22 protein-coding genes and 1 tRNA gene are annotated in these 18,965 nt (G+C 66.6%); 16 read left to right on the forward strand and 7 right to left on the reverse strand.

The window, feature by feature from the left end; translation table 11 throughout:
- Positions 1–14: 14 nt before the first annotated feature.
- From secF to VRZ77_RS18520, 4 genes are all read left to right on the forward strand, one after another.
- Positions 15–977: a protein translocase subunit SecF gene (gene secF, locus VRZ77_RS18505; protein ID WP_414594059.1), complete on the forward strand. Its 963-nt coding sequence runs from the start codon at positions 15–17 to the stop codon at positions 975–977.
- A 9-nt stretch (positions 978–986) separates the two neighbouring features.
- Positions 987–1,364 carry an Mth938-like domain-containing protein gene (locus VRZ77_RS18510; protein ID WP_414594060.1) on the forward strand — a complete coding sequence of 126 codons (378 nt, stop codon included), beginning with the start codon at positions 987–989 and terminating at the stop codon, positions 1,362–1,364.
- Between the two features lie 22 nt (positions 1,365–1,386).
- Complete coding sequence (locus VRZ77_RS18515) at positions 1,387–2,244, forward strand: phytoene/squalene synthase family protein (RefSeq protein WP_414594061.1); 858 nt, start codon at positions 1,387–1,389, stop codon at positions 2,242–2,244.
- A gap of 88 nt (positions 2,245–2,332) precedes the next feature.
- Positions 2,333–3,832, forward strand: a complete 1,500-nt coding sequence (locus tag VRZ77_RS18520; RefSeq protein WP_414594062.1) for a phosphomannomutase/phosphoglucomutase — start codon at positions 2,333–2,335, stop codon at positions 3,830–3,832.
- Positions 3,833–3,897: 65 nt separating this feature from the next.
- On the opposite strand, the gene VRZ77_RS18525 is transcribed toward VRZ77_RS18520, so the two are convergent.
- The 4 genes from VRZ77_RS18525 to VRZ77_RS18540 all read right to left on the reverse strand — a co-directional run bounded on the left by VRZ77_RS18525 (position 3,898) and on the right by VRZ77_RS18540 (position 7,836).
- Entirely contained in the window at positions 3,898–4,317 is a 420-nt protein-coding gene (locus tag VRZ77_RS18525; RefSeq protein WP_414594063.1) for a hypothetical protein, read from the reverse strand.
- A complete protein-coding gene (kdsA, locus tag VRZ77_RS18530) occupies positions 4,314–5,165 on the reverse strand; it encodes a 3-deoxy-8-phosphooctulonate synthase (RefSeq protein ID WP_414594064.1) in 852 nt (283 codons plus the stop codon). Before kdsA ends, VRZ77_RS18525 begins: the two co-directional genes overlap by 4 nt.
- A gap of 25 nt (positions 5,166–5,190) precedes the next feature.
- Complete coding sequence (locus VRZ77_RS18535) at positions 5,191–6,231, reverse strand: KpsF/GutQ family sugar-phosphate isomerase (protein WP_414594065.1); 1,041 nt, start codon at positions 6,229–6,231, stop codon at positions 5,191–5,193.
- Between the two features lie 180 nt (positions 6,232–6,411).
- Positions 6,412–7,836: a mannose-1-phosphate guanylyltransferase/mannose-6-phosphate isomerase gene (locus tag VRZ77_RS18540; RefSeq protein ID WP_414594066.1), complete on the reverse strand. Its 1,425-nt coding sequence runs from the start codon at positions 7,834–7,836 to the stop codon at positions 6,412–6,414.
- 301 nt (positions 7,837–8,137) lie between these two features.
- Between VRZ77_RS18540 and VRZ77_RS18545 the strand changes: the two genes are divergently transcribed.
- The gene (locus VRZ77_RS18545; protein WP_414594067.1) at positions 8,138–9,184 is read left to right on the forward strand and encodes an AI-2E family transporter; all 1,047 of its coding nucleotides are present in this window, start codon (positions 8,138–8,140) and stop codon (positions 9,182–9,184) included.
- A gap of 94 nt (positions 9,185–9,278) precedes the next feature.
- Positions 9,279–9,355, forward strand: a tRNA-Asp gene (locus VRZ77_RS18550).
- 63 nt (positions 9,356–9,418) lie between these two features.
- On the opposite strand, the gene VRZ77_RS18555 is transcribed toward VRZ77_RS18550, so the two are convergent.
- Complete coding sequence (locus VRZ77_RS18555; RefSeq protein WP_414594068.1) at positions 9,419–9,595, reverse strand: hypothetical protein; 177 nt, start codon at positions 9,593–9,595, stop codon at positions 9,419–9,421.
- Between the two features lie 95 nt (positions 9,596–9,690).
- Positions 9,691–10,944, reverse strand: a complete 1,254-nt coding sequence (locus tag VRZ77_RS18560; RefSeq protein ID WP_414594069.1) for an alpha/beta hydrolase family protein — start codon at positions 10,942–10,944, stop codon at positions 9,691–9,693.
- Between the two features lie 177 nt (positions 10,945–11,121).
- Between VRZ77_RS18560 and VRZ77_RS18565 the strand changes: the two genes are divergently transcribed.
- Positions 11,122–11,373: a GlsB/YeaQ/YmgE family stress response membrane protein gene (locus VRZ77_RS18565; protein ID WP_241618912.1), complete on the forward strand. Its 252-nt coding sequence runs from the start codon at positions 11,122–11,124 to the stop codon at positions 11,371–11,373.
- A gap of 19 nt (positions 11,374–11,392) precedes the next feature.
- Here the strand turns inward: VRZ77_RS18565 and VRZ77_RS18570 are convergent, their stop codons facing one another.
- On the reverse strand, positions 11,393–11,653 hold the full coding sequence (locus VRZ77_RS18570; protein WP_414594070.1) for a hypothetical protein: 261 nt from the start codon (positions 11,651–11,653) through the stop codon (positions 11,393–11,395).
- Positions 11,654–11,932: 279 nt separating this feature from the next.
- Between VRZ77_RS18570 and VRZ77_RS18575 the strand changes: the two genes are divergently transcribed.
- The 9 genes from VRZ77_RS18575 to nuoE form a co-directional block, all read left to right on the forward strand.
- Complete coding sequence (locus VRZ77_RS18575) at positions 11,933–13,030, forward strand: ABC transporter substrate-binding protein (RefSeq protein WP_414594071.1); 1,098 nt, start codon at positions 11,933–11,935, stop codon at positions 13,028–13,030.
- Between the two features lie 17 nt (positions 13,031–13,047).
- Positions 13,048–13,839 (forward strand): ABC transporter ATP-binding protein, encoded by a 792-nt coding sequence (locus VRZ77_RS18580; protein WP_414594072.1) that lies wholly within the window; start codon positions 13,048–13,050, stop codon positions 13,837–13,839.
- 16 nt (positions 13,840–13,855) lie between these two features.
- Entirely contained in the window at positions 13,856–14,632 is a 777-nt protein-coding gene (locus VRZ77_RS18585; RefSeq protein WP_414594073.1) for an ABC transporter permease, read from the forward strand.
- A gap of 56 nt (positions 14,633–14,688) precedes the next feature.
- The gene (locus VRZ77_RS18590) at positions 14,689–14,985 is read left to right on the forward strand and encodes a hypothetical protein (RefSeq protein WP_414594074.1); all 297 of its coding nucleotides are present in this window, start codon (positions 14,689–14,691) and stop codon (positions 14,983–14,985) included.
- A 380-nt stretch (positions 14,986–15,365) separates the two neighbouring features.
- Complete coding sequence (locus VRZ77_RS18595) at positions 15,366–15,731, forward strand: NADH-quinone oxidoreductase subunit A (RefSeq protein WP_414594075.1); 366 nt, start codon at positions 15,366–15,368, stop codon at positions 15,729–15,731.
- Positions 15,722–16,318: a NuoB/complex I 20 kDa subunit family protein gene (locus tag VRZ77_RS18600; protein WP_414594076.1), complete on the forward strand. Its 597-nt coding sequence runs from the start codon at positions 15,722–15,724 to the stop codon at positions 16,316–16,318. The genes VRZ77_RS18595 and VRZ77_RS18600 overlap by 10 nt, the downstream gene beginning before the upstream one ends.
- A gap of 54 nt (positions 16,319–16,372) precedes the next feature.
- A complete protein-coding gene (locus VRZ77_RS18605; RefSeq protein WP_414594077.1) occupies positions 16,373–16,999 on the forward strand; it encodes an NADH-quinone oxidoreductase subunit C in 627 nt (208 codons plus the stop codon).
- A gap of 14 nt (positions 17,000–17,013) precedes the next feature.
- The gene (locus tag VRZ77_RS18610; protein WP_414594078.1) at positions 17,014–18,213 is read left to right on the forward strand and encodes an NADH-quinone oxidoreductase subunit D; all 1,200 of its coding nucleotides are present in this window, start codon (positions 17,014–17,016) and stop codon (positions 18,211–18,213) included.
- Positions 18,214–18,251: 38 nt separating this feature from the next.
- Positions 18,252–18,965: NADH-quinone oxidoreductase subunit NuoE (gene nuoE / locus VRZ77_RS18615; RefSeq protein WP_414594079.1), on the forward strand; the 714-nt coding region annotated here is incomplete at its 3' end.

The following is an 18,965-nucleotide window of genomic DNA, read 5'->3' on the forward strand; positions in this document are numbered from 1 at the left end:
AGGCGAGAGCTTCCATGCGTCTGCTTCGCATCGTCCCGGACGATACCAATTTCGACTTCATCCGCTTCCGGCGCATCAGTTTCCCGATCTCGGCGCTGCTGTCGATCGTGGCGCTGGTGGCGTTCTTCACGCTCGGCCTGAATTTCGGTATCGACTTCAAGGGCGGCACGCTGCTGGAAGTGCGCTACCCGAACCAGACGCTGAACATCGGCGAGGTGCGCTCGAAGCTGGAGACGCTCGAACTCGGCGAGGTGCAGATCCAGGAGATCGGCAGCGACGGCGAGGTGCTCATCCGCGTCGCCCAGCAGCCCGGCGGCGAGAGCGCCCAGCAGGCCGTTGTCGGCAAGGTGCGGGCGGCGCTCGGCGATCAGGTCGAGTATCGCCGCGTCGAGGTGGTGGGGCCGCGCGTCTCGCAGGAACTGTTGAGCTACGGCATCGTCGGCCTGATGCTCGCCGTGTTCTGCATCCTGATCTACCTGTGGTTCCGCTTCGAATGGCAGTTTGCGCTCGGCGCCTCGATCGCGAACTTCCACGACATCGTGCTCACCATCGGCTTCATGGCGATCTTCCAGATCGATTTCGATCTGACCAGCGTCGCCGCGCTGCTGACCATTCTCGGCTATTCGCTGAACGACACGATCGTCATCTATGACCGCATCCGCGAGATGCTGCGGCGCTACAAGAAGATGCCGACCGACGAATTGCTCAATCACTCGATCAATTCGACGCTCTCGCGCTCGGTGATCACCCACGTCACCGTCACGCTGGCGCTGCTGGCTCTGGTGCTGTTCGGCGGGCGGGCGATCCATTCCTTCTCGGTCACGATGATGTTCGGCGTGGTGCTGGTCGGCACTTACACCTCGATCTTCATCGCCTCGCCGCTGCTGATCTATCTCGGCGTCTCCACCCGCGCACTGGCGGAGAAGGAGGAGGCCGAGGCCAAGCGCGACGCCCGGGCAGGGCGCCCGGCGGGCTAAGGGAGAACCATGGCGACACCCGACGCACATCTGCCGCGCCAGGTGCCCGTGGAAGGCTACGGGAAGGGCTTCTTCCACTTTGCCGGGATGGCCTCTTCCGGATCCATCCTCGCGCTGCCGTCCGGTATCCATGCGTGGGCGCCGGCGAGCGTGGCGCAGATCGACGCCGCCGCGCTCGCCGAGGTGTTCCGGCAGGCCGGGGCGATCGAGATGCTGATCATCGGCACCGGCGTGGAGCCGTGGCCAGTACCGGAGGCGCTGCGCTGGCGTTTGCGCGACGTCGGGATCGGGGTCGATGCGATGCCCACGCGGGCGGCCGCCTCGACCTATAACGTGCTGCTGGACGAGGGCCGTGCCGTCGCTGCCGCGCTGCTGGCGCTGCCGTGACCGCCGCGCCCGGAACGAGCCGATGAGCCAGACCGACACTGATCATTGCGCAGCGCTGGTGCGCGGGCTCGACCGCGATCGATATGTCAGCGACCTCTACGCCCCGGCCGACCGCCGGCCGGCTCTGTTCGCGCTGCACGCTTTCAATGTCGAGGTGTCGCGGGTACGCGAGGCGATCACCAACCCGCTGGCTGGAGAGGTGCGCCTGCAATGGTGGAGCGAAGCGCTGATCGGCGGCGCGCGGGGCGATGTGCGGGCGAACCCGGTCGCGGCGGCGCTGCTCGATGCGATCGAGGCCTACAGCCTGCCGCGCGACGCCTTCTTCGCCCTGCTCGATGCGCGCGTCTTCGACCTCTATGACGACGCCATGCCGAGCGTGAACGATCTGGAAGGCTATGCCGGGGAGACCTCCTCGGCGCTGATCCGCCTCGCCACGCTGGTGCTGAGCGGGACGGCGGACCGGGCCTCGGCGGAAGCGGCGGGCCATGCTGGGGTCGCCTATGCGGTGACCGGGCTGTTGCGGGCATTTCCCCATCACTCCCGGCGCGGGCAATGCTACGTTCCGCTCGATATTCTGAAAGCCCATGGCCTCTCGCGCGAGGACGCGGTGTCGGGTCGGACGAGTCCGGCGCTGCGGGCCGCGCTCGGCGATCTCGGCGTGCTGGCGCGCAAGCATTACGAGTTGGCGCTGGCGGCGCTGGGGGGCGTCGACGTCGCCAACCTGCCGGCCTTCCTGCCGCTGGCGCTGGTGCCGGGCGACCTCGACCGGCTCTCGCGCCGGACCGATCCGTTCCAGCCTTTTGCCGCTGGCTCGCCGCTCGGGCGCTTCTGGCGGCTGTGGCGCGCATCGCGGAAGCTGCGCCCCGCCTTCCGGGCGTAAGCGCGCCGAGATTGACGTGCCGGCCCGTCTTTCCTAAGGCGTGTGCTTCGAAACTCGAATGATTGTCCCGCTGGTCACAGGATTTGCGATGCTCCCGCAGCCGAAGGCGTCCTTAAAGCCCAATACCTATGCCTATGAGACCGTGCCGCTGGTGAAGCCCACGGGCTTTCGCGAGTATGACGCGCGCTGGCTGTTCGGCAGCGAGATCAACCTGATGGGCGTTCAGGCGCTGGGTCTCGGCCTCGGCACGCTGATCCATGAGCTGGGCATCCGGCCGGAAATCGTCACCGGTCACGATTTCCGCGGCTACTCCTCGTCGATCAAGCAGGCGCTGACGCTGGGGCTGATGAGCGCCGGCGTCACCGTGCACGATATCGGGCTGGCGCTCTCGCCCATGGCCTATTTCGCGCAGTTCGCGCTGGACATCCCCTGCGTCGCCATGGTCACCGCCTCGCATAACGACAATGGCTGGACCGGGGTGAAGATGGGCGTGAACCGCCCCATGACCTTCGGCCCTGACGAGATGAGCCGCCTCAAGGAGATCGTGCTTTCCGGCGCGGGCGTGCAGCGGCCGGGCGGTGCGTACAATTACGTCGAGAATTTCCCGGAAACCTACATCAAGGACCTCACCGACCGGCCGAAGCTCAAGCACCCGATCAAGGCCGTGGTCGCCTGCGGCAACGGCACGGCGGGCGCCTTCGCGCCGCGCATTCTGGAAGCGCTGGGCGTCGAGGTGGTGCCGCTCGACACCGAGCTCGACCACTCCTTCCCCAAATACAATCCGAACCCCGAAGACATGGAAATGCTGCACGCCATGCGCGATGCGGTGCTGGAATCGGGCGCGGATGTCGGCCTCGGTTTCGATGGCGACGGCGATCGCTGCGGCGTGGTGGATGACCATGGCGAAGAAATCTTCGCCGACAAGGTGGGCGTGATGCTCGCCCGCGACCTCTCCGCGCTCTATCCCGGCTCGACCTTCGTGGTCGACGTGAAGTCGACCGGGCTGTTCGTCACCGATCCCGTCCTGATCGCCAACGGCGCCAAGGCCGATTACTGGAAGACCGGCCATTCCTACATGAAGCGCCGGGTGAACGAGAGCGGCGCGCTGGTCGGCTTCGAGAAATCCGGCCACTACTTCTTCAACAAGCCGATCGGGCGCGGCTACGATGACGGCCTCGTCTCGGCCATCGCCATTCTGGATATGCTCGACCGCAACCCCGGCAGGAAGCTCTCCGAGCTCAAGGACGCGCTGCCCAAGACCTGGTCCTCGCCCACCATGTCGCCGCACTGCCCGGACGAGAAGAAGTACGGCGTTGTCGACGCCGTGGTGAAGCACTTCGAGGGCATGCTGCTGCGCGGCGACAAGATCGACGGACAGGCGATCCGCGACCTCGTGACCGTCAACGGCGTGCGCGTCACGGCGGCAGACGGCTCCTGGGGGCTGGTGCGCGCCTCCTCCAACAAGCCCGAGCTGGTGGTGGTGGTGGAGAGCCCGGTCTCCAAGGAGCGCATGTACGACATGTTCAGGCTGGTGGACGGCGTGCTGCGCACCCACCCCGAAGTCGGCGCCTATAATCAGAGCCTGTGAGACTGAACGGCCGCCCTTGATGCGCCCCGGACCGCCATTGCGGCCGGGGCCTCGTCATGTTCGCCCTAACGTGAGAAGCCGGCCCACAGGCGGCGCCCCGCCAGCAGGCGCCGGCCGAGCGAGCCGATGACGAGGCCGACCGCCGCGCCCATCACCCCCGAGGCGAACTGCTCGAACTCCGCGCTGCGGGTCAGGGTGAAGCTCTGGGCGATCTCAAGGCTGGCGGCCAGCGTCATCAGCAGGAGGCTGGCGCTGATCCGCAGCCGCCGCGAAGCGATGCCCAGCGTCAGCAGCACGCCGGTGCCGGCATAGGCGGCGAAATGCTCCAGATCCTTGCCGAATCCGGTGCGCTCGATCGTGCCGGCGGGCAGCAGCGAGAGCAGGGGAAGCGCGATCAGGCAGGCGGCCGCGCCGATGCGCGAGGCGCTCTCGATCAGTTCGAGCAGGAGTGGGCGCAGCCGGGCGGGCGGGCTGACCTCCGTCATCGCGCCGTAAGGCCCTTGGCGACGCGATCGAAGGCCTGAAGCTGCTCGACCAGCGCCTCGAACTGGTTCAGCGGCACCATGTTCGGCCCGTCGGAGGGGGCGTGGTCCGGGTCGGGATGGGTCTCGATGAACACGCCGGCGACGCCTACGGCCACCGCCGCCCGCGCCAGCACCGGCACGAATTCGCGCTGCCCGCCGGAGGAGGTGCCCTTGCCGCCGGGCTGCTGCACCGAATGGGTGGCGTCGAAGATCACCGGCGCGCCAGTGCCTTCCGCCATGATCGGCAGCGAACGCATGTCGGTGACCAGCGTGTTGTAGCCGAAGGAGGCGCCGCGCTCGGTCACCATCACGTTCGGATTGCCGCTGTCGGTCAGCTTGGCGACCACGTTGGTCATGTCCCACGGGGCGAGGAACTGGCCCTTCTTGACGTTGACCACGCGCCCGGTCTGCGCGGCGGCGATCAGCAGGTCGGTCTGCCGGCACAGGAAGGCGGGAATCTGCAGCACGTCCACCGCCTCGGCGGCGGCGGCGCATTGGTCGATCTCGTGCACGTCGGTCAGCGTCGGCAGGCCGTAGCGCTCGCGAATCTCGGCGAACACCGGAAGCGCGGCGTCGAGCCCCATGCCGCGCGCCCCATGGATCGAGGTGCGGTTGGCCTTGTCGAACGAGGCCTTGAACACCACGCCGATGCCGCGGCGACCGGCGATTTCCTTGATCGCGGCGGCGCATTCCAGCGCGTGCTCGCGGCTTTCCATCTGGCAGGGGCCGGCGATCAGCGCCAGCGGCAGGTCGTTGCCGAAGCGGACGGACCCGGCGCTCACGACGGAATTGGCCTTGACGGCACTCATGGGCTGTTCCTCGAAGGGCGCGGGATCAGACAACGCCGGCGCGCAGAATGTCGTGGATATGCAAGATGCCGACCGGCCGGCCTTCCTCGACGGCGAAGACCACGGTGATGGGCACCGGGCGGCGGTTCATCTGCCCGAGGGCGACGCTCGCCATCTCGAACGGATCGACCACGAAGGGGGAGGAGGTCATGACCCTCTCGACCGGCGTGACCAGCAATTCGCCGCTCATATGGCGACGAAGGTCGCCATCGGTGACGATGCCAGCCAGCTTGCCGGCGTCGTCGACCACGCCGCAGCAGCCGAAGCGCTTGCCGGTGATCTCGATCAGCACCTCGCTCATGGCGGTGCCGAGCCGCACCAGCGGCATTTCGGTGTCCTGATGCATCAGGTCGGCGACCTTGAGCAACCGGGCGCCCAGCTTGCCGCCGGGGTGGAACACGCGGAAATCAGAAGCCGAGAAGCCGCGCCGCTCCAGCAGTGCCACCGCCAGCGCGTCGCCGAGCGCAAGCTGCAGCAGGGTGGAGGTGGTGGGTGCCAGCCCGTTCGGACAGGCTTCCTCGACGCGCGGCAGAACCAGCGCGATGTCGGCGGCGCGGCCCAGCGTGCTCTCGGCATTGGAGGTGAGAGCGATCAGCGGCACGCCGAAACGCCCGGCATAATGCACGATGTCGCCGAGCTCGGACGTCTCGCCGGACCAGGAGATCGCCAGGAGCGTGTCGTCCTGCGTCACCATGCCGAGATCGCCATGGCTGGCTTCCGCCGCGTGAAGGAACAGGGCCGGGGTGCCGGTCGAGGCCAGCGTGGCGGCGATCTTGCGGCCGATATGCCCGCTCTTGCCCAAGCCGGTGACGATCACGCGCCCCTTGGCCTGCTCGACCAGCCCGATCGCGGCGTCGAGCGCCTCGCCGAGCTCGCCCTCGATCGCTTCGCCGAGCGCGGCAAGCCCGCGTGCTTCGACGGAGAGGGTGCGGCGCGCGCTGGCGCGGATGTCGGCGAGCGAGGGGATCGCGGGGTTTTCCGAGCGGGCGAGGCCCAAGGCAGATACTCCTGGCTGGCCCGCCGCCATCTTCCGGCGCGGGAAGGCAGCGGGTGCTTCGGCAGGGGTGACATAAGCGGCAATGGCGCGGGATGCAATGGAGACCCGGCCAGGGCTGTCGTGGCGCCGTCATGGAGTCTCTATGCGACGAGGCCCCGGACGCGACATCCGGGGCCTCGGGTCTCTGATGCCGGTTCCGGCCCGGCCGGGTCAGCTGCGGTTATAGACGTCCTCAAGGCGCACGATGTCGTCCTCGCCGAGATAGGAGCCGGTCTGCACCTCGATCAGCTCCAGCGGGATCTTCCCGGGATTGGCGAGGCGGTGCACGCCGCCGAGCGGCAGATAGGTCGATTCGTTCTCGCGGACCTCGAACACCTTGCCGTCGAGCGTGACCTCGGCGGTACCCTTCACCACGATCCAGTGCTCGGCGCGGTGATAGTGCTTCTGGAGCGAGAGCCGCCCGCCGGGCTCGACCACGATCTTCTTCACATGGAAGCGCTCGCCGCGGCAGATGGTCTGGTAGGTGCCCCAGGGACGGTGCGCCCTCACATGCTCGCTGGCGGCGTTGCGCTGCTCGCCCTTGAGCTTGGCGACCAGCGGCTTGACGTCCTGCGCGCGGTTGGCGGGCATCACCAGCACAGCATCCTCGGTCGCCACGACGGCCACATTGTCGAGGCCGACGGCCGCGACCAGCGGGCCCTCGGAGTGAATGAAGTTGTTGTGCGAATCCAGCAGCGTCACCGGGCCGTGCACGACATTGCCGGCGGCGTCGCCCTTGGAGAGGGCGCGCAGCGCGTCCCAGCTCCCAATGTCCGACCAGCGGAACCGGCCCTCGACCACGGCGGCGCGCTTGGTGCGCTCCATCACCGCGAAATCGATCGACTTGGCGGGGGAGTTGGCGAAAGCCTTGGGTTCGAGGCGCAGGAAACCGAGATCGTCGGTGGCATTCGCTACCGATTCCCGCACCGCCTCGACGATCGCCGGCTCGAAGCTCGTGGCTTCCTCGATGAGCAGCGAGGCCGGGAACATGAAGTTGCCGGAGTTCCACAGATAGCCGTCCGCGATATAGCGCTCGGCTGTGGCGGCGTCCGGCTTCTCCACGAAGCTCGCCACCGCCTTCACGCCCGCCGCCTCCAGCGCCGCGCCGGAGCGGATATAGCCATAAGCCGTGGAGGGCTCGGTCGGCGTGATGCCGAAGGTCACGATATTGCCGTCGCTCGCGCCGGCCGCAGCGGTGCGGCAGGCGTCGAGGAACAGGTCGTTGTCGAGCACGACGTGATCGGCGGCCAGCGCCAGCACGAGGCAGTTCTCACCGGCGAGGCGCTGGGCGACCATGGCGGCGGCGAGCAGAGCCGGGCCGGAATCTCGTCGCGCCGGCTCCAGCACCACCTTGGCCTCGATCCCGATATCGCTGGCCTGCCGGCGGGCGAAGAAGCGGAAATCCTCATGAGTCAGCACGATCGGCGCGGTGAACAGCGAGGGGTCCGAAACCCGGGCCAGCGTGTCCTGATACATGGTGCGTTCGCCGGCCAGCGGCTGGAACTGCTTGGGCAGGCTGTCCCGCGAGACCGGCCAAAGCCGCGTACCGCTGCCTCCGGCAAGAATCACGGGAACGATGGGGGAAGTGCTCAGCATTGTGTCGTTTCCAAGCGATAGAAGGCCCGAGCGGCCGCGGAAGGGCCTTTGCGGGCCTTGAATGCGGCCGCAGCATGACGGAATTCAACCGTCCGGCCAAGCCGAATGGCCATAGCCCGCGCCACAACCTTTCGTTGGGTGTGGGAACCGGCGTCGTGCCCGCGCGTTTGACTGCCGGCGGTCGCCATGATGCGCGCCCGATAAGCGGGGGAAGACGGTGGAAATCTGGCGTGGCTCGGGGGCTGGATCTGCCGTCGGTGGCGGAGTTCCCGCGGAGCTGTCTCCTGGCTCTGTCCAGCAGATGCGAAATGACCGTCTCTGGCTGCGTCTCACCCAGGTCTCAATAACGCTGATCGCGCTGGTGGTTCTGGCCGGCGCGCTGGTCGCGGCGCGATCGGTGCTGATTCCCATCGTGGCCGCGGTGATCATCGGCAGCGTGATCGGCCCGGCGATCGAGGCGCTGGCGAAGCGCGGCATTCCCTCCGCCGTCACCTCACTTGTGCTCGTCGCCGCGATCATCGCCGCGATCTATGGCGTCGCCAGCGTGTTGTCCGGCCCGCTCGCCGAGTGGATCGCCCGTGCGCCGGAAATCGGGGCGACACTTCAGGAGCGCTTCGCCTCCTTCAAGCCGGCCATGGCGCGCATCTCGTCCTTCTTCGATTCGATCGAGGCGATCGGCCGTGCGGCGGAGGCGCCGATGACGGTTGCCGTCGCCGATTCGCGGATGCTGGAGAGCGTGCTGAGCCTGGTTACGCCGGCGATCGGCGAGTTCATCCTGTTCGTCGGCTCGCTCCTGTTCTTTCTCGCGGGCCGCACGCAGATCAAGCGCAAGGTGGTGCAGGCGATGACGCCGCGCTCGACCCGGCTCGCGACGCTGCGCGTGTTCCGCGAGATCGAGGAGCGGCTCGGCGCTTATCTGATCGCCGCCACCTCCATCAATATCGGTCTCGGCATCGCCACCACCGCGATGACGTGGTCGCTCGGCCTGCCTAACGCCCTGCTGTGGGGCGCACTCGCCTGCGTGCTGAATTATGTGCCGTATGTCGGGCCTGCGGTGATGACGCTCATTCTCACCATTGCCGGCATCGTCACTTTTCCGGGTCTGTTCGCCGCGCTGCTGCCGGCGGCGGCGTTTCTCGTCATCACCAGCATCGAGGGACAGGTGCTCACGCCGCTGATCGTGGGAAGGCGTGTATCGCTCAACCCGTTCGCGGTATTCCTCTCCATGGCGCTGTGGACCTGGCTGTGGGGGCCGGTCGGCACCTTCCTCGCCGTGCCGCTGCTGATCGCCGCCATGGCGACCATGGACGGCATTCTCGCCGGGCGTCGTCCACAATTGCCGGGCTGATCGCTTGTGGATGACGTCAGACGCGCTTGACACCCGGCGGGGCCTGCCGTAATTCCCGCCCCACTCGACGCGGCGCCCACGGCGCTCCGACGTTGGGGGTGTAGCTCAGTTGGTTAGAGCGCCGGCCTGTCACGCCGGAGGTCGCGGGTTCGAGCCCCGTCACTCCCGCCACTCAATTCCTCACATATCATCCAAGTTGCTCGCCGCGCGGTTGTCGCGCGCCGACGCCCCGTTTCAGCGGGGCGTGGCCTTGCTCGTGGCTTCCTTCTCGTCGTCCTCGCCGGCAAGCACGCTCTGCTGCGGGTTGGCGCTGCGGGCATGGCCCGGCTCCTTCCGGCCGGGCTTGTCGGGGTCCTTGCGGGTTTCGCCGGGCTTGGACTTATCCTTGTCGTGCTGTTCGGAAATGATCATCGTAGCCTCCTGACGGTCGTTGTCAGGGGACAACCCGCGCCGGTGGCCTCGCGTTCCGCACGAAAGCGAAATGCGAGTGAGGCGAGGGCCCGCCCTCACTCGTCCGGCAGCGAATCGAACCACGCCTTCCATTCCGGTATGGCTGTGGCGTAGGTGCCGCGATGGTTGGTCTTGCCGGTCGAGATCGCCTCGACCCGGGAATTGCCGGCCCCCATGGCATGCTGATAGCTCGCGGCCAGCTTGCCGAAATCGGTCGCGATCACCTCATCGTCTTCGCCATAGTAATTGCGCACCGGGGTCGTGATCACCCAGCGATAGGCATTCGTCCGCTCTTTCAGGATCCGGCCATAGGCCGAGGCGGCGAAGAATTGCGGATCGAAATAATCGGGCTGGATCAGCTTGTGCAGGTCAGTGGGAAGGTCGGCAGCCTCGACCGGCTCGCGCTCATAGATCTTGCGTCCGGCCTCATACCCCTCGGTCGTCAGCAGGGAGCGGGCCAGGCCCGGAACGCCGTAATAGTTCTCGAAGGAGAAGGCGGTGAGCACGAACAGCGAGTTGACCCAGTTCGCGTCATTGGCGCGCGGGAAGAACAGGAACCCGTTGAGACAGAGGAAGCCGTCGACCGGCGCGCTTGCGGTCGCTGCCCCCGCGACCTTCACGCCGGCGTTCTCCAGCTTTTCCAGCAGCGCCATGGTGACGAAGCCGCCCTGCGACCAGCCGCCGAGCACCAGCTTGCCGGTCGCGAGCTTCATGTGGGCCAGAACCGCGCGGCTCGCGATCAGCATGTCGAAGGTGGCCTGCTGGTGGCTTTCCTTGACCAGATAACCTTCCGGCTCGGTCGAGGAACCCATGCCGAAATAATCCGCGCCGATCACGACGTAGCCCTGTCCGGCGAAGCGGGCGAGCGCGAGCGCGGTCTCCGGCGACTGGTCGGGGAACGAAGGCACCTGCTGTTTCCCATAGACGGTGCCGTGCTGGTAGGACAGCAGCGGAAAGCGCGTGGCGTCGGTGTCGGGAATGGCGAGCAGGCCGGTGGCGATGATCGGACGGTTGCCGCGTTCGGGGACGACCGAGGGATAGGTGACGCGGTAGAGCTTCACCGCGTTGCGCGCCGGCGGCGCCGGCGAATCGATCCCGAAAAAGGCCGGCGCCTCCGTGGAGACCACGCTGTCGAGCCGCGCGGTGTCCCAGCGCCCGATCGCCTCGTAGCCGACGCCACTGCCGACCTCGATCCGCCCGCCCTCCTGCGCGGCGGCAGGCAGGACCGCGGCCGCGGTCAGCACCAAGGTGGCCACGAAGCGCGCCGCCAGCGCGCGGAAGGGGCGGGGCGACAGGTTCAGGCGATTCATGTCCGGCACTCCGATGCATATGAGCCGATCTGCACGACTCGCGGAGATGACGGTAACATGCCGGGCTCGCCTCGCTGATGACCGGCGCACCACCGGCATGAAAGGTAGCGGCGAACCGGAACCGATCGGGGGCGTCCGGCGTTTCCGCTCCGCACTCACGCCACGAAGGGGATTGGCATGGAAGACGCACAAATCGGATGGATCGCCGCCATCATCATCGGCGGTCTGGCGGGCTGGATAGCCTCCGCCGTCATGAACACCGGCACCGGCATCCTGGCGAACATCGTTCTCGGCATCATCGGCGCGGCGGTCGCGAGCTTCCTGTTCAGCTTCATCGGCGTCGGCTTCGGCGGCTGGCTGGGCTATCTGGTCGCCGGCGTGATCGGCGCCTGCATCCTGATCTGGATCGTCCGCGCGATCCGCTCATGAACGCAACCCGCCGCGCCGCTCAGCGCGGGGCGGCGGGTTGTTCATAATCCTCGGTGGGCGGCGGCAGGGCCTGATAGCCGCTCGGCGGCACCGAGGTCGCCTGCGTGTCGATTCCCGGCTGCGGCTCCATGGTCGGCGTGTCGACGAGGCTCGCCAGCCACAGCACGCCCCCGGCGACGGCAACGATGAGCAGCCAGGACCCAGGCGCCGCGTTGCGCTGCATGCGGATCATGGCCGCGACGATCAGCCCGCCGACGATCAGGATGGTCCAGTAAAGCATCGCACCCTCCCGGCCATCGCCTGTGGTTTCTGCAATGGCCAAAACGCTCGCCCCTATTTCTAAAATGGCGATAGCTTCCCGCCGCGGCCAGTGGTGACGCAGCGGCAGTCACGCTGATTTTCCGCGGCGTCTTGCGCAAAGGCACGGCAGGCTGGCGGCGCGCGGCGAGCGCACTGGCGGTGAATTTGCATACGAACGACCTCTCGCCCGCGGCCTCTCTTGTCCACCGCGCGTGAGAATCGGTCGATACTGCTTGCGCATGACAGGGGAGGTCCCGCGATGAATGGAGCCATCACACGCCACCACACGCCGCATTCGGCAGCAGGACAGGACGCTTCGCGCGGGTCCGGCATCGCGCGTTTCACGCAGGGTCTCGGCGCTCTCGCGCTCGGTGCGGTGGCGGTTTTTGCGGCACCGATGGCGGCTAGGGCGCAGACGCCCGTGAAGTTCACGCTGGACTGGGTGTTCCAAGGGCCGACCTCGCCCTTCATCCTCGCGCTCGACAAGGGCTACTACAAGGAAGAGGGGCTCGATGTGACCATGGACCCCGGCCAGGGCTCGGCCGGGGCGGTGCAGCGCGTGGCCACCGGTGCCTATGACATAGGCTTCGCCGACGTGAATTCGCTCATCGAGTACAATGCCAAGAATCCCGGCAAGGAGATTCTGGCCGTCTTCATCGCCTATGATTTCCCGCCCTTCGGCGTGCACACGCTGAAGAAGAACGGCATCGCGAAGCCCGCCGACCTCGCGGGCAAGAAGCTCGGCGCGCCGGTGTTCGATGCCTCATTCCGCCTGTTCCCGGCCTTCGCCAAGAAGGTCGGGCTCGACCCCAAGAGCGTCGAGCATGTCAACCTCACCCCGCAGCTTCGCGAGCAGTCGCTGGTGCAGGGCACGGTGGATTTCATCTCCGGCCACTATTTCTCGTCGATCCTCGACCTCAAGGCGCGCGGCGTGCCGGCCGAGGAGATCGTCTCGTTCAATTACAGCGACTACGGCATGGACGTGTACGGCAACGGCATCATCGTCTCGCCGGCGATGGCGCAGAAGCCGGAGGTGGTCACCGCCTTCCTGCGCGCCACGGCGAAGGCGTGGAAGGAAGTCGCCGCCAACCCGCAGGCCGGCATCGACGCGGTCAAGACGCGTGATCCGCTGATCGATGAGGCGCTGGAACTGGAGCGGCTCAAGCTCTCGCTCGACATGAACGTGCTCACGCCGTTCGTGAAGGCCAATGGCATGGGCAATGTCGATCCCGAGCGCTTCGCCCGCTCGATCACCGACGTTTCGGAGGCGTTCGGCCTGCCGAGCGCCCCGCCGCCGGACAAGGTGTTCTCCGACAAATACCTACCCCCGAAAGAGCAGCGCATGGTCGCGCCGTGAGCGCTCACGAACCGGCCATGGCGTCAGAGCCTCTCGTCGAACTGCGCAATGTGAGCCTGTCCTATGGCGAGGGGCGCGAGCGCATGGTGGCGCTCGGCGACGCCACGCTGAGCATCGAAAAGGGTGAGTTTGTCGCGGTGGTCGGCCCGTCCGGCTGCGGCAAGTCCACGCTGATGAAGCTGGTCACCGGCCTGCTGCCGCCGAGCGCGGGCACGGTGCTGGTGCATGGGCGGGAGGTGACGGCGCCGATCCCCGGTGTCGGCATGGCGTTCCAGAACTCCACGCTGATGCCGTGGCGCACCACCCGCGACAACATCATGCTGCCCTTCGAGGTCGTGGCGCCGCACAAGCACCGGCTGCGGCGCCACCGCGCGGAGTATGAGGCCAAGGCGGAGGCGCTGCTGGCGTCGGTCGGGCTCGCCGGCTTCGGCGACAAATATCCCTGGCAGCTCTCCGGCGGCATGCAGCAGCGCTGCAATGTCTGCCGGGCGCTGATCCACGAGCCGGAAATCCTCATGCTCGACGAGCCGTTCGGTGCGCTCGACGCCTTCACCCGCGAGGAACTGTGGGGGGTGATGCAGAAGCTGTGGCTGGAGCGGCGCTTTACCGCCGTCCTCGTCACCCATGATCTACGCGAGGCGGTCTATCTCGCCGATACGGTCTATGTGATGAGCCGCCGCCCGGGGCGGATCGTGAAGCGGCGCACCATCGACCTGCCGCGCCCGCGCACGCTGGAGACCACCTTCGAGCCCGGCTTCGTCGAGATCGTCCACGAACTGCGCGAGCGCATCCAGATGGAGCACGCCTGATGCCGGGGAGGGGGCCATGACCGGCCGTCAGCGCCGCCTGCTGCGCCTCGCCATGCCATGGCTGACCCTCGCGGTGCTGCTGATCGGCTGGGAGCTCGCCTGCCTCGCCTTCGCGGTGCCGGAGATCATTCTGCCGCGGCCCAGCCGCATCATGGAGGTGATCGTCCAGCGCTGGGACATCCTGCTGCGATTCTGCCTGGAGACGCTGTGGACCACGCTGGCGGGATTCGTCATGGCCATCGCCTTTGGCCTGGTGCTCGGGCTCGCGGTCGGCGCCTCGCCCTTCGTCTATTCCGGGCTCTACCCGCTGCTGATCGCCTTCAACGCGATTCCAAAGGTGGCGATCGTCCCGATTCTGATGATCTGGCTCGGCATCGGCGCGCTGCCGGCGGTGGTGACGGCCTTCGTCATCTCGTTCTTCCCGATCGTGGTGAACGTCGCCACCGGCCTCGCCACCATCGAGCCGGAAATGCGCGACCTGATGCGCTCGCTCGGCGCCAGCCAGTGGGAGACGCTGACCAAGGTCGGGATTCCGCGTGCCATGCCCTATCTGTTCGCCAGCCTGAAAGTGTCGGTGACGTTGGCCTTCGTCGGCTCGGTGCTGTCGGAGACCGTGGGCGGCAATCGCGGCATCGGCTTCCTGATGCTGTCGGCGAGTGCACGCAACGATTCCGCCACCACCTTCGCCGGGCTGTTCGCCATCGCGCTGATGGGAATCGGCGTCTATGCCGCCTGCGCCCTCGTCGAGCAGCGTATGACGCGGTGGGCGGTGCGCGGCCAGCCGTCGCGTTAGGCCGCAAGGAACCCTCCGGCGCAGGGCGCATTGTTCCTTCTCAAATGGAGGGAGCGATGCTGTCCTGGCTGATCCTGATCGTCGGTGCTGTTCTGGCGATGGCGCTGGTAGTGCCACATGCGCGCGACGCCAGCGCCGGAACATGGGTAGGCGCGTTCGCCGTCGTCGGCGTGGCGCTGTGGCTGTCGGGCGAACTGCGCGAGTCTACCCCGGAAGTAGCTCCCTCGGCCGAAGGCACGACAAGCGTGCCGGTCAGCGGCGCGTTGCGGCGGCCTTCGCCGTTCCTGGAGAACGGCTCATCCGGCGCGGCGGCATCCGTGGGCGTCCCGATGACGCCGGACACCGCTCCATAGGCTTGGTCACCAGCTGGGGTGCCCATATATCGCTACCGTCCGCCTACCGCGGCGGCGCGTGCATGCGTCATATCGCCCATCGCAACCGCACTGCAGCATGATCCATTTTCCGTGCTGCGACCGGCTCTTGCCGGGCATATGCGACCAAAGTGGCATGCCAGAATAATCCGGGCGTCACCCAAGGACATGCCGCAATGCGGTAGAAAGGCAGGAGGCCGTTCGGTCAAGCTGTGAATTCTGTATACCAGGCCCAGTGAAGCCGCATTGTTGCCCTTGCCTCGCCTAGGACGGTGCGATAAGCCTGCCCTCGTGCTTTGAATATTTCGCAACTGCGATGGTACCGCCATATCGGCGTACACTGGCCGGGGAGGATGCAGCCCATGAGCAGCCTGCTTCAGGACTATCTGCCGGTCGTCATCTTCATCGGAGTCTCCGCCATCATCGGCGTGGCGCTGCTTGTGGCTCCGTTCCTCGTCGCCTTCAGCCGGCCCGATCCGGAGAAGATGTCGGCCTATGAATGTGGCTTCAATGCGTTCGACGACGCGCGCATGAAGTTTGACGTCCGCTTCTATCTGGTGTCGATCCTCTTCATCATCTTCGATCTTGAGGTCGCCTTCCTGTTCCCGTGGGCCATCACCTTCGGGGAACTCGGTAATTTCGGCTTCTGGTCGATGATGCTGTTCCTCGGCGTGCTCACCGTCGGTTTCGTCTACGAATGGAAGAAGGGAGCGCTCGAATGGGATTGAGCGCCGTTAATCCTCCGATGTCCGGTGGTCCTCTGGTTGCGCCTGCAGCCAAGGGCATCATCGATCCGAATACCGGCCGCCCGGTCGGCGCCACCGATCCCTTCTTCGTGGAGGTGAATGCGGAGCTGGCCGACAAGGGCTTCCTCGTCACCGCCACCGACGATCTCATCAACTGGGCGCGTACCGGCTCGCTGATGTGGATGACCTTCGGCCTCGCCTGCTGCGCGGTCGAGATGATGCAGACGTCGATGCCGCGCTACGACGTGGAGCGGTTCGGCTTCGCGCCCCGCGCGTCTCCGCGCCAGTCCGACGTGATGATCGTCGCCGGCACGCTGACCAACAAGATGGCCCCGGCGCTGCGCAAGGTCTACGACCAGATGCCGGAGCCTCGCTACGTCATCTCCATGGGCTCCTGCGCCAATGGCGGCGGCTATTATCACTACTCCTATTCGGTGGTGCGCGGCTGTGACCGGATCGTTCCGGTCGACATCTACATCCCCGGCTGTCCTCCGACGGCGGAAGCGCTGCTTTACGGCGTGCTGCTCCTCCAGAAGAAGATCCGCCGCACCGGCACCATCGAGCGCTGAGCCTTCCTAACGCCGACCGGCCAATGCGACCCAAGAGCGGGATGCGGAACCGACATGGACGAGACCCTTAAGGAACTTGGAACCCACGTTGCGGAGGCCCTGCCGGGCGCCGTCGACGAGGTGGTGGTGGCGTTCGGCGAGCTCACCCTCGTCGTCTCCGCCGCGCAGGTGCTGAAGGTGCTCACCTTCCTGCGCGACGACCCGTCCTGCCGCTTCGTGGGCTTCATCGACATTTGCGGCGTGGACTATCCCAAGCGCGAGAAGCGCTTCGATGTGGTCTATCATCTGCTGTCGCCGACCCTGAACGCCCGCGTGCGGCTGCGGGTCGAGACCGATGAGGTGTCGCCGGTGCCGTCCGCCACGCCGGTGTTTCCGGGCGCGCTGTGGTTCGAGCGCGAGGCGTTCGACATGTATGGCATCCTGTTCTCCGGCCACCCCGAGCTGCGCCGGCTGCTGACGGATTACGGCTTCGACGGCTACCCGCTGCGCAAGGACTTCCCGACCACCGGCTTCGTCGAGGTGCGCTATGACGACGAGCGCAAGCGCGTGGTCTACGAGCCGGTGAAGCTCGCGCAGGAATTCCGCAACTTCGACTTCCTGTCGCCGTGGGAAGGGCCGGACTACGTGCTGCCCGGCGACGAGAAGGCCGGTGCCGCGGCGCCGGCTCCGAAGGCGGGCTGAGGCGGAGACGGAACATGAACGCACCTGTCGAAACCGACGCCAACGTCCGTAACTTCCAGATCAACTTCGGGCCGCAACATCCCGCGGCGCATGGTGTTCTGCGTCTCATTCTCGAACTCGACGGCGAGATCGTCGAGCGCGTCGATCCGCATATCGGCCTTCTGCATCGTGGCACCGAGAAGCTGATCGAGACCAAGACCTATCTTCAGGCCGTGCCCTATTTCGACCGCCTCGACTATGTGGCGCCGATGAACCAGGAGCACGCCTTCTGCCTCGGCGTGGAGCGTCTGCTCGGCCTTGAGGTGCCCAAGCGCGCCCAGCTCATCCGCGTGCTCTATTCCGAGATCGGCCGCATCCTCTCGCATATGCTGAACGTGACCACGCAGGCCATGGACTGCGGCGCGCTCACCCCGCCGCTCTGGGGCTTCGAGGAGCGCGAGAAGCTCATGGTGTTCTATGAGCGCGCCTCGGGCTCGCGCATGCATGCCGCCTTCTTCCGCCCCGGCGGCGTGCACCAGGACCTGCCGGTCAAGCTGATCGAGGATATCCGCGACTTCATCCCGTATTTCCTCAAGGTCTGCGACGACCTCGAAGGCCTGCTGACCGATAACCGCATCTTCAAGCAGCGCAATGTCGATATCGGCATTGTCAGCCTTGAGGACGCCTTCGCCTGGGGCTTCTCCGGCGTCATGGTGCGCGGTTCCGGCGCGGCGTGGGACCTGCGCAAGTCGCAGCCCTACGAGTGCTACGACGAGATGGAATTCGACATTCCGATCGGCAAGAACTGCGATAATTACGACCGTTACTGTATCCGCATGGAGGAGATGCGGCAGTCGGCCTACATCATGCGCCAGTGTTGCGAGCGCCTGCTGAAAGAGCCCGGCCCGCATTCGGCGGTCGACAACAAGATCGTCCCGCCCAAGCGCGGCGAGATGAAGCGCTCGATGGAAGCGCTGATCCATCACTTCAAGCTCTACACGGAAGGCTTCCACGTACCCGCCGGCGAGGTCTATGCCGCGGTGGAAGCGCCCAAGGGCGAGTTCGGCGTCTATCTCGTCGCCGATGGCACCAACAAACCCTATCGCTGCAAGATCCGCGCGCCCGGCTTCGCGCATCTGTCGGCGATGGATTTCCTCTGCCGCGGCTACATGCTCGCGGACGTCTCGGCGATCCTCGGATCGCTGGACATCGTGTTCGGTGAGGTGGACCGCTGAGCCCGTCGGGCGAGGCGGTTCGTTCGGAAGGTTAGGGCATGTCCGTCCGTAGGCTTGCACCCAAGGAATTTCAGCCCGAGAGCTTCGCCTTCACGGCGGAAAATCTCGACTGGGCGCAGAAGACCATTGCGAAGTATCCGGCGGGCCGGCAGGCCAGCGCGGTGATTCCGCTGCTCATGCGGGCGCAGGAACAGGCCGGCGGCTGGGTTTCTGAGCCGGCGATGCGTTATGTCGGCGACATGCTCGGCATGGCGCCGATCCGGGTCTACGAGATCGCGACCTTCTACACCCAGTTCCAACTCCTGCCGGTCGGCAGGAACGCCCATATCCAGGTGTGCGGCACCACACCGTGCATGCTCAAGGGCGCGGGTGACCTGATGAAGGTGTGCAAGCGCAAGATTCATCCCGAGCCGTTCCATGTGTCCGCGAACGGCAACCTGTCGTGGGAAGAGGTCGAGTGCGCCGGTGCCTGCGTGAACGCGCCGATGGTCCAGGTGGTCCGAGACGTCTATGAGGACCTGACCCCGGAAATCCTCGAAAACATCATCGACGCCTTCGATCGCGGCGAGCATCCCAAGGTTGGTCCGCAGAACGGGCGCAAGAGCTCCGAGCCGGTCACGGGCCTGCGCGTGCTGACCTCGCCGGAGCTTTATGACGGCTCGATGGTCGGCCAGGGCGCCGGCCTTGCCGCTGCCCGCGAGGCGATCGCCGCGCGCGAGGCCGCCGCCGCCCAGCCGGCCCCGGTGCCCGAG

This window comes from Ancylobacter sp. G4_0304 (genome assembly GCF_047501495.1).
Classification (GTDB): Bacteria; Pseudomonadota; Alphaproteobacteria; order Rhizobiales; family Xanthobacteraceae; genus Ancylobacter.

Coding starts and splice junctions, on each gene's coding strand:
- VRZ77_RS18540 (WP_414594066.1), bottom strand. CDS start 7,836: ATGCTGAGCACTTCCCCCATCGTTCCCGTGATTCTTGCCGGAGGCAGC.
- VRZ77_RS18510 (WP_414594060.1), top strand. CDS start 987: ATGGCGACACCCGACGCACATCTGCCGCGCCAGGTGCCCGTGGAAGGC.
- VRZ77_RS18525 (WP_414594063.1), bottom strand. CDS start 4,317: ATGACGGAGGTCAGCCCGCCCGCCCGGCTGCGCCCACTCCTGCTCGAA.
- secF (WP_414594059.1), top strand. CDS start 15: ATGCGTCTGCTTCGCATCGTCCCGGACGATACCAATTTCGACTTCATC.
- VRZ77_RS18545 (WP_414594067.1), top strand. CDS start 8,138: ATGCGAAATGACCGTCTCTGGCTGCGTCTCACCCAGGTCTCAATAACG.
- VRZ77_RS18595 (WP_414594075.1), top strand. CDS start 15,366: ATGAGCAGCCTGCTTCAGGACTATCTGCCGGTCGTCATCTTCATCGGA.
- VRZ77_RS18570 (WP_414594070.1), bottom strand. CDS start 11,653: ATGCTTTACTGGACCATCCTGATCGTCGGCGGGCTGATCGTCGCGGCC.
- VRZ77_RS18560 (WP_414594069.1), bottom strand. CDS start 10,944: ATGAATCGCCTGAACCTGTCGCCCCGCCCCTTCCGCGCGCTGGCGGCG.
- VRZ77_RS18575 (WP_414594071.1), top strand. CDS start 11,933: ATGAATGGAGCCATCACACGCCACCACACGCCGCATTCGGCAGCAGGA.
- VRZ77_RS18600 (WP_414594076.1), top strand. CDS start 15,722: ATGGGATTGAGCGCCGTTAATCCTCCGATGTCCGGTGGTCCTCTGGTT.
- VRZ77_RS18610 (WP_414594078.1), top strand. CDS start 17,014: ATGAACGCACCTGTCGAAACCGACGCCAACGTCCGTAACTTCCAGATC.
- VRZ77_RS18590 (WP_414594074.1), top strand. CDS start 14,689: ATGCTGTCCTGGCTGATCCTGATCGTCGGTGCTGTTCTGGCGATGGCG.
- VRZ77_RS18555 (WP_414594068.1), bottom strand. CDS start 9,595: ATGATCATTTCCGAACAGCACGACAAGGATAAGTCCAAGCCCGGCGAA.
- VRZ77_RS18520 (WP_414594062.1), top strand. CDS start 2,333: ATGCTCCCGCAGCCGAAGGCGTCCTTAAAGCCCAATACCTATGCCTAT.
- kdsA (WP_414594064.1), bottom strand. CDS start 5,165: ATGAGTGCCGTCAAGGCCAATTCCGTCGTGAGCGCCGGGTCCGTCCGC.
- VRZ77_RS18515 (WP_414594061.1), top strand. CDS start 1,387: ATGAGCCAGACCGACACTGATCATTGCGCAGCGCTGGTGCGCGGGCTC.
- VRZ77_RS18605 (WP_414594077.1), top strand. CDS start 16,373: ATGGACGAGACCCTTAAGGAACTTGGAACCCACGTTGCGGAGGCCCTG.
- VRZ77_RS18580 (WP_414594072.1), top strand. CDS start 13,048: ATGGCGTCAGAGCCTCTCGTCGAACTGCGCAATGTGAGCCTGTCCTAT.
- VRZ77_RS18585 (WP_414594073.1), top strand. CDS start 13,856: ATGACCGGCCGTCAGCGCCGCCTGCTGCGCCTCGCCATGCCATGGCTG.
- VRZ77_RS18535 (WP_414594065.1), bottom strand. CDS start 6,231: ATGGCGGCGGGCCAGCCAGGAGTATCTGCCTTGGGCCTCGCCCGCTCG.
- VRZ77_RS18565 (WP_241618912.1), top strand. CDS start 11,122: ATGGAAGACGCACAAATCGGATGGATCGCCGCCATCATCATCGGCGGT.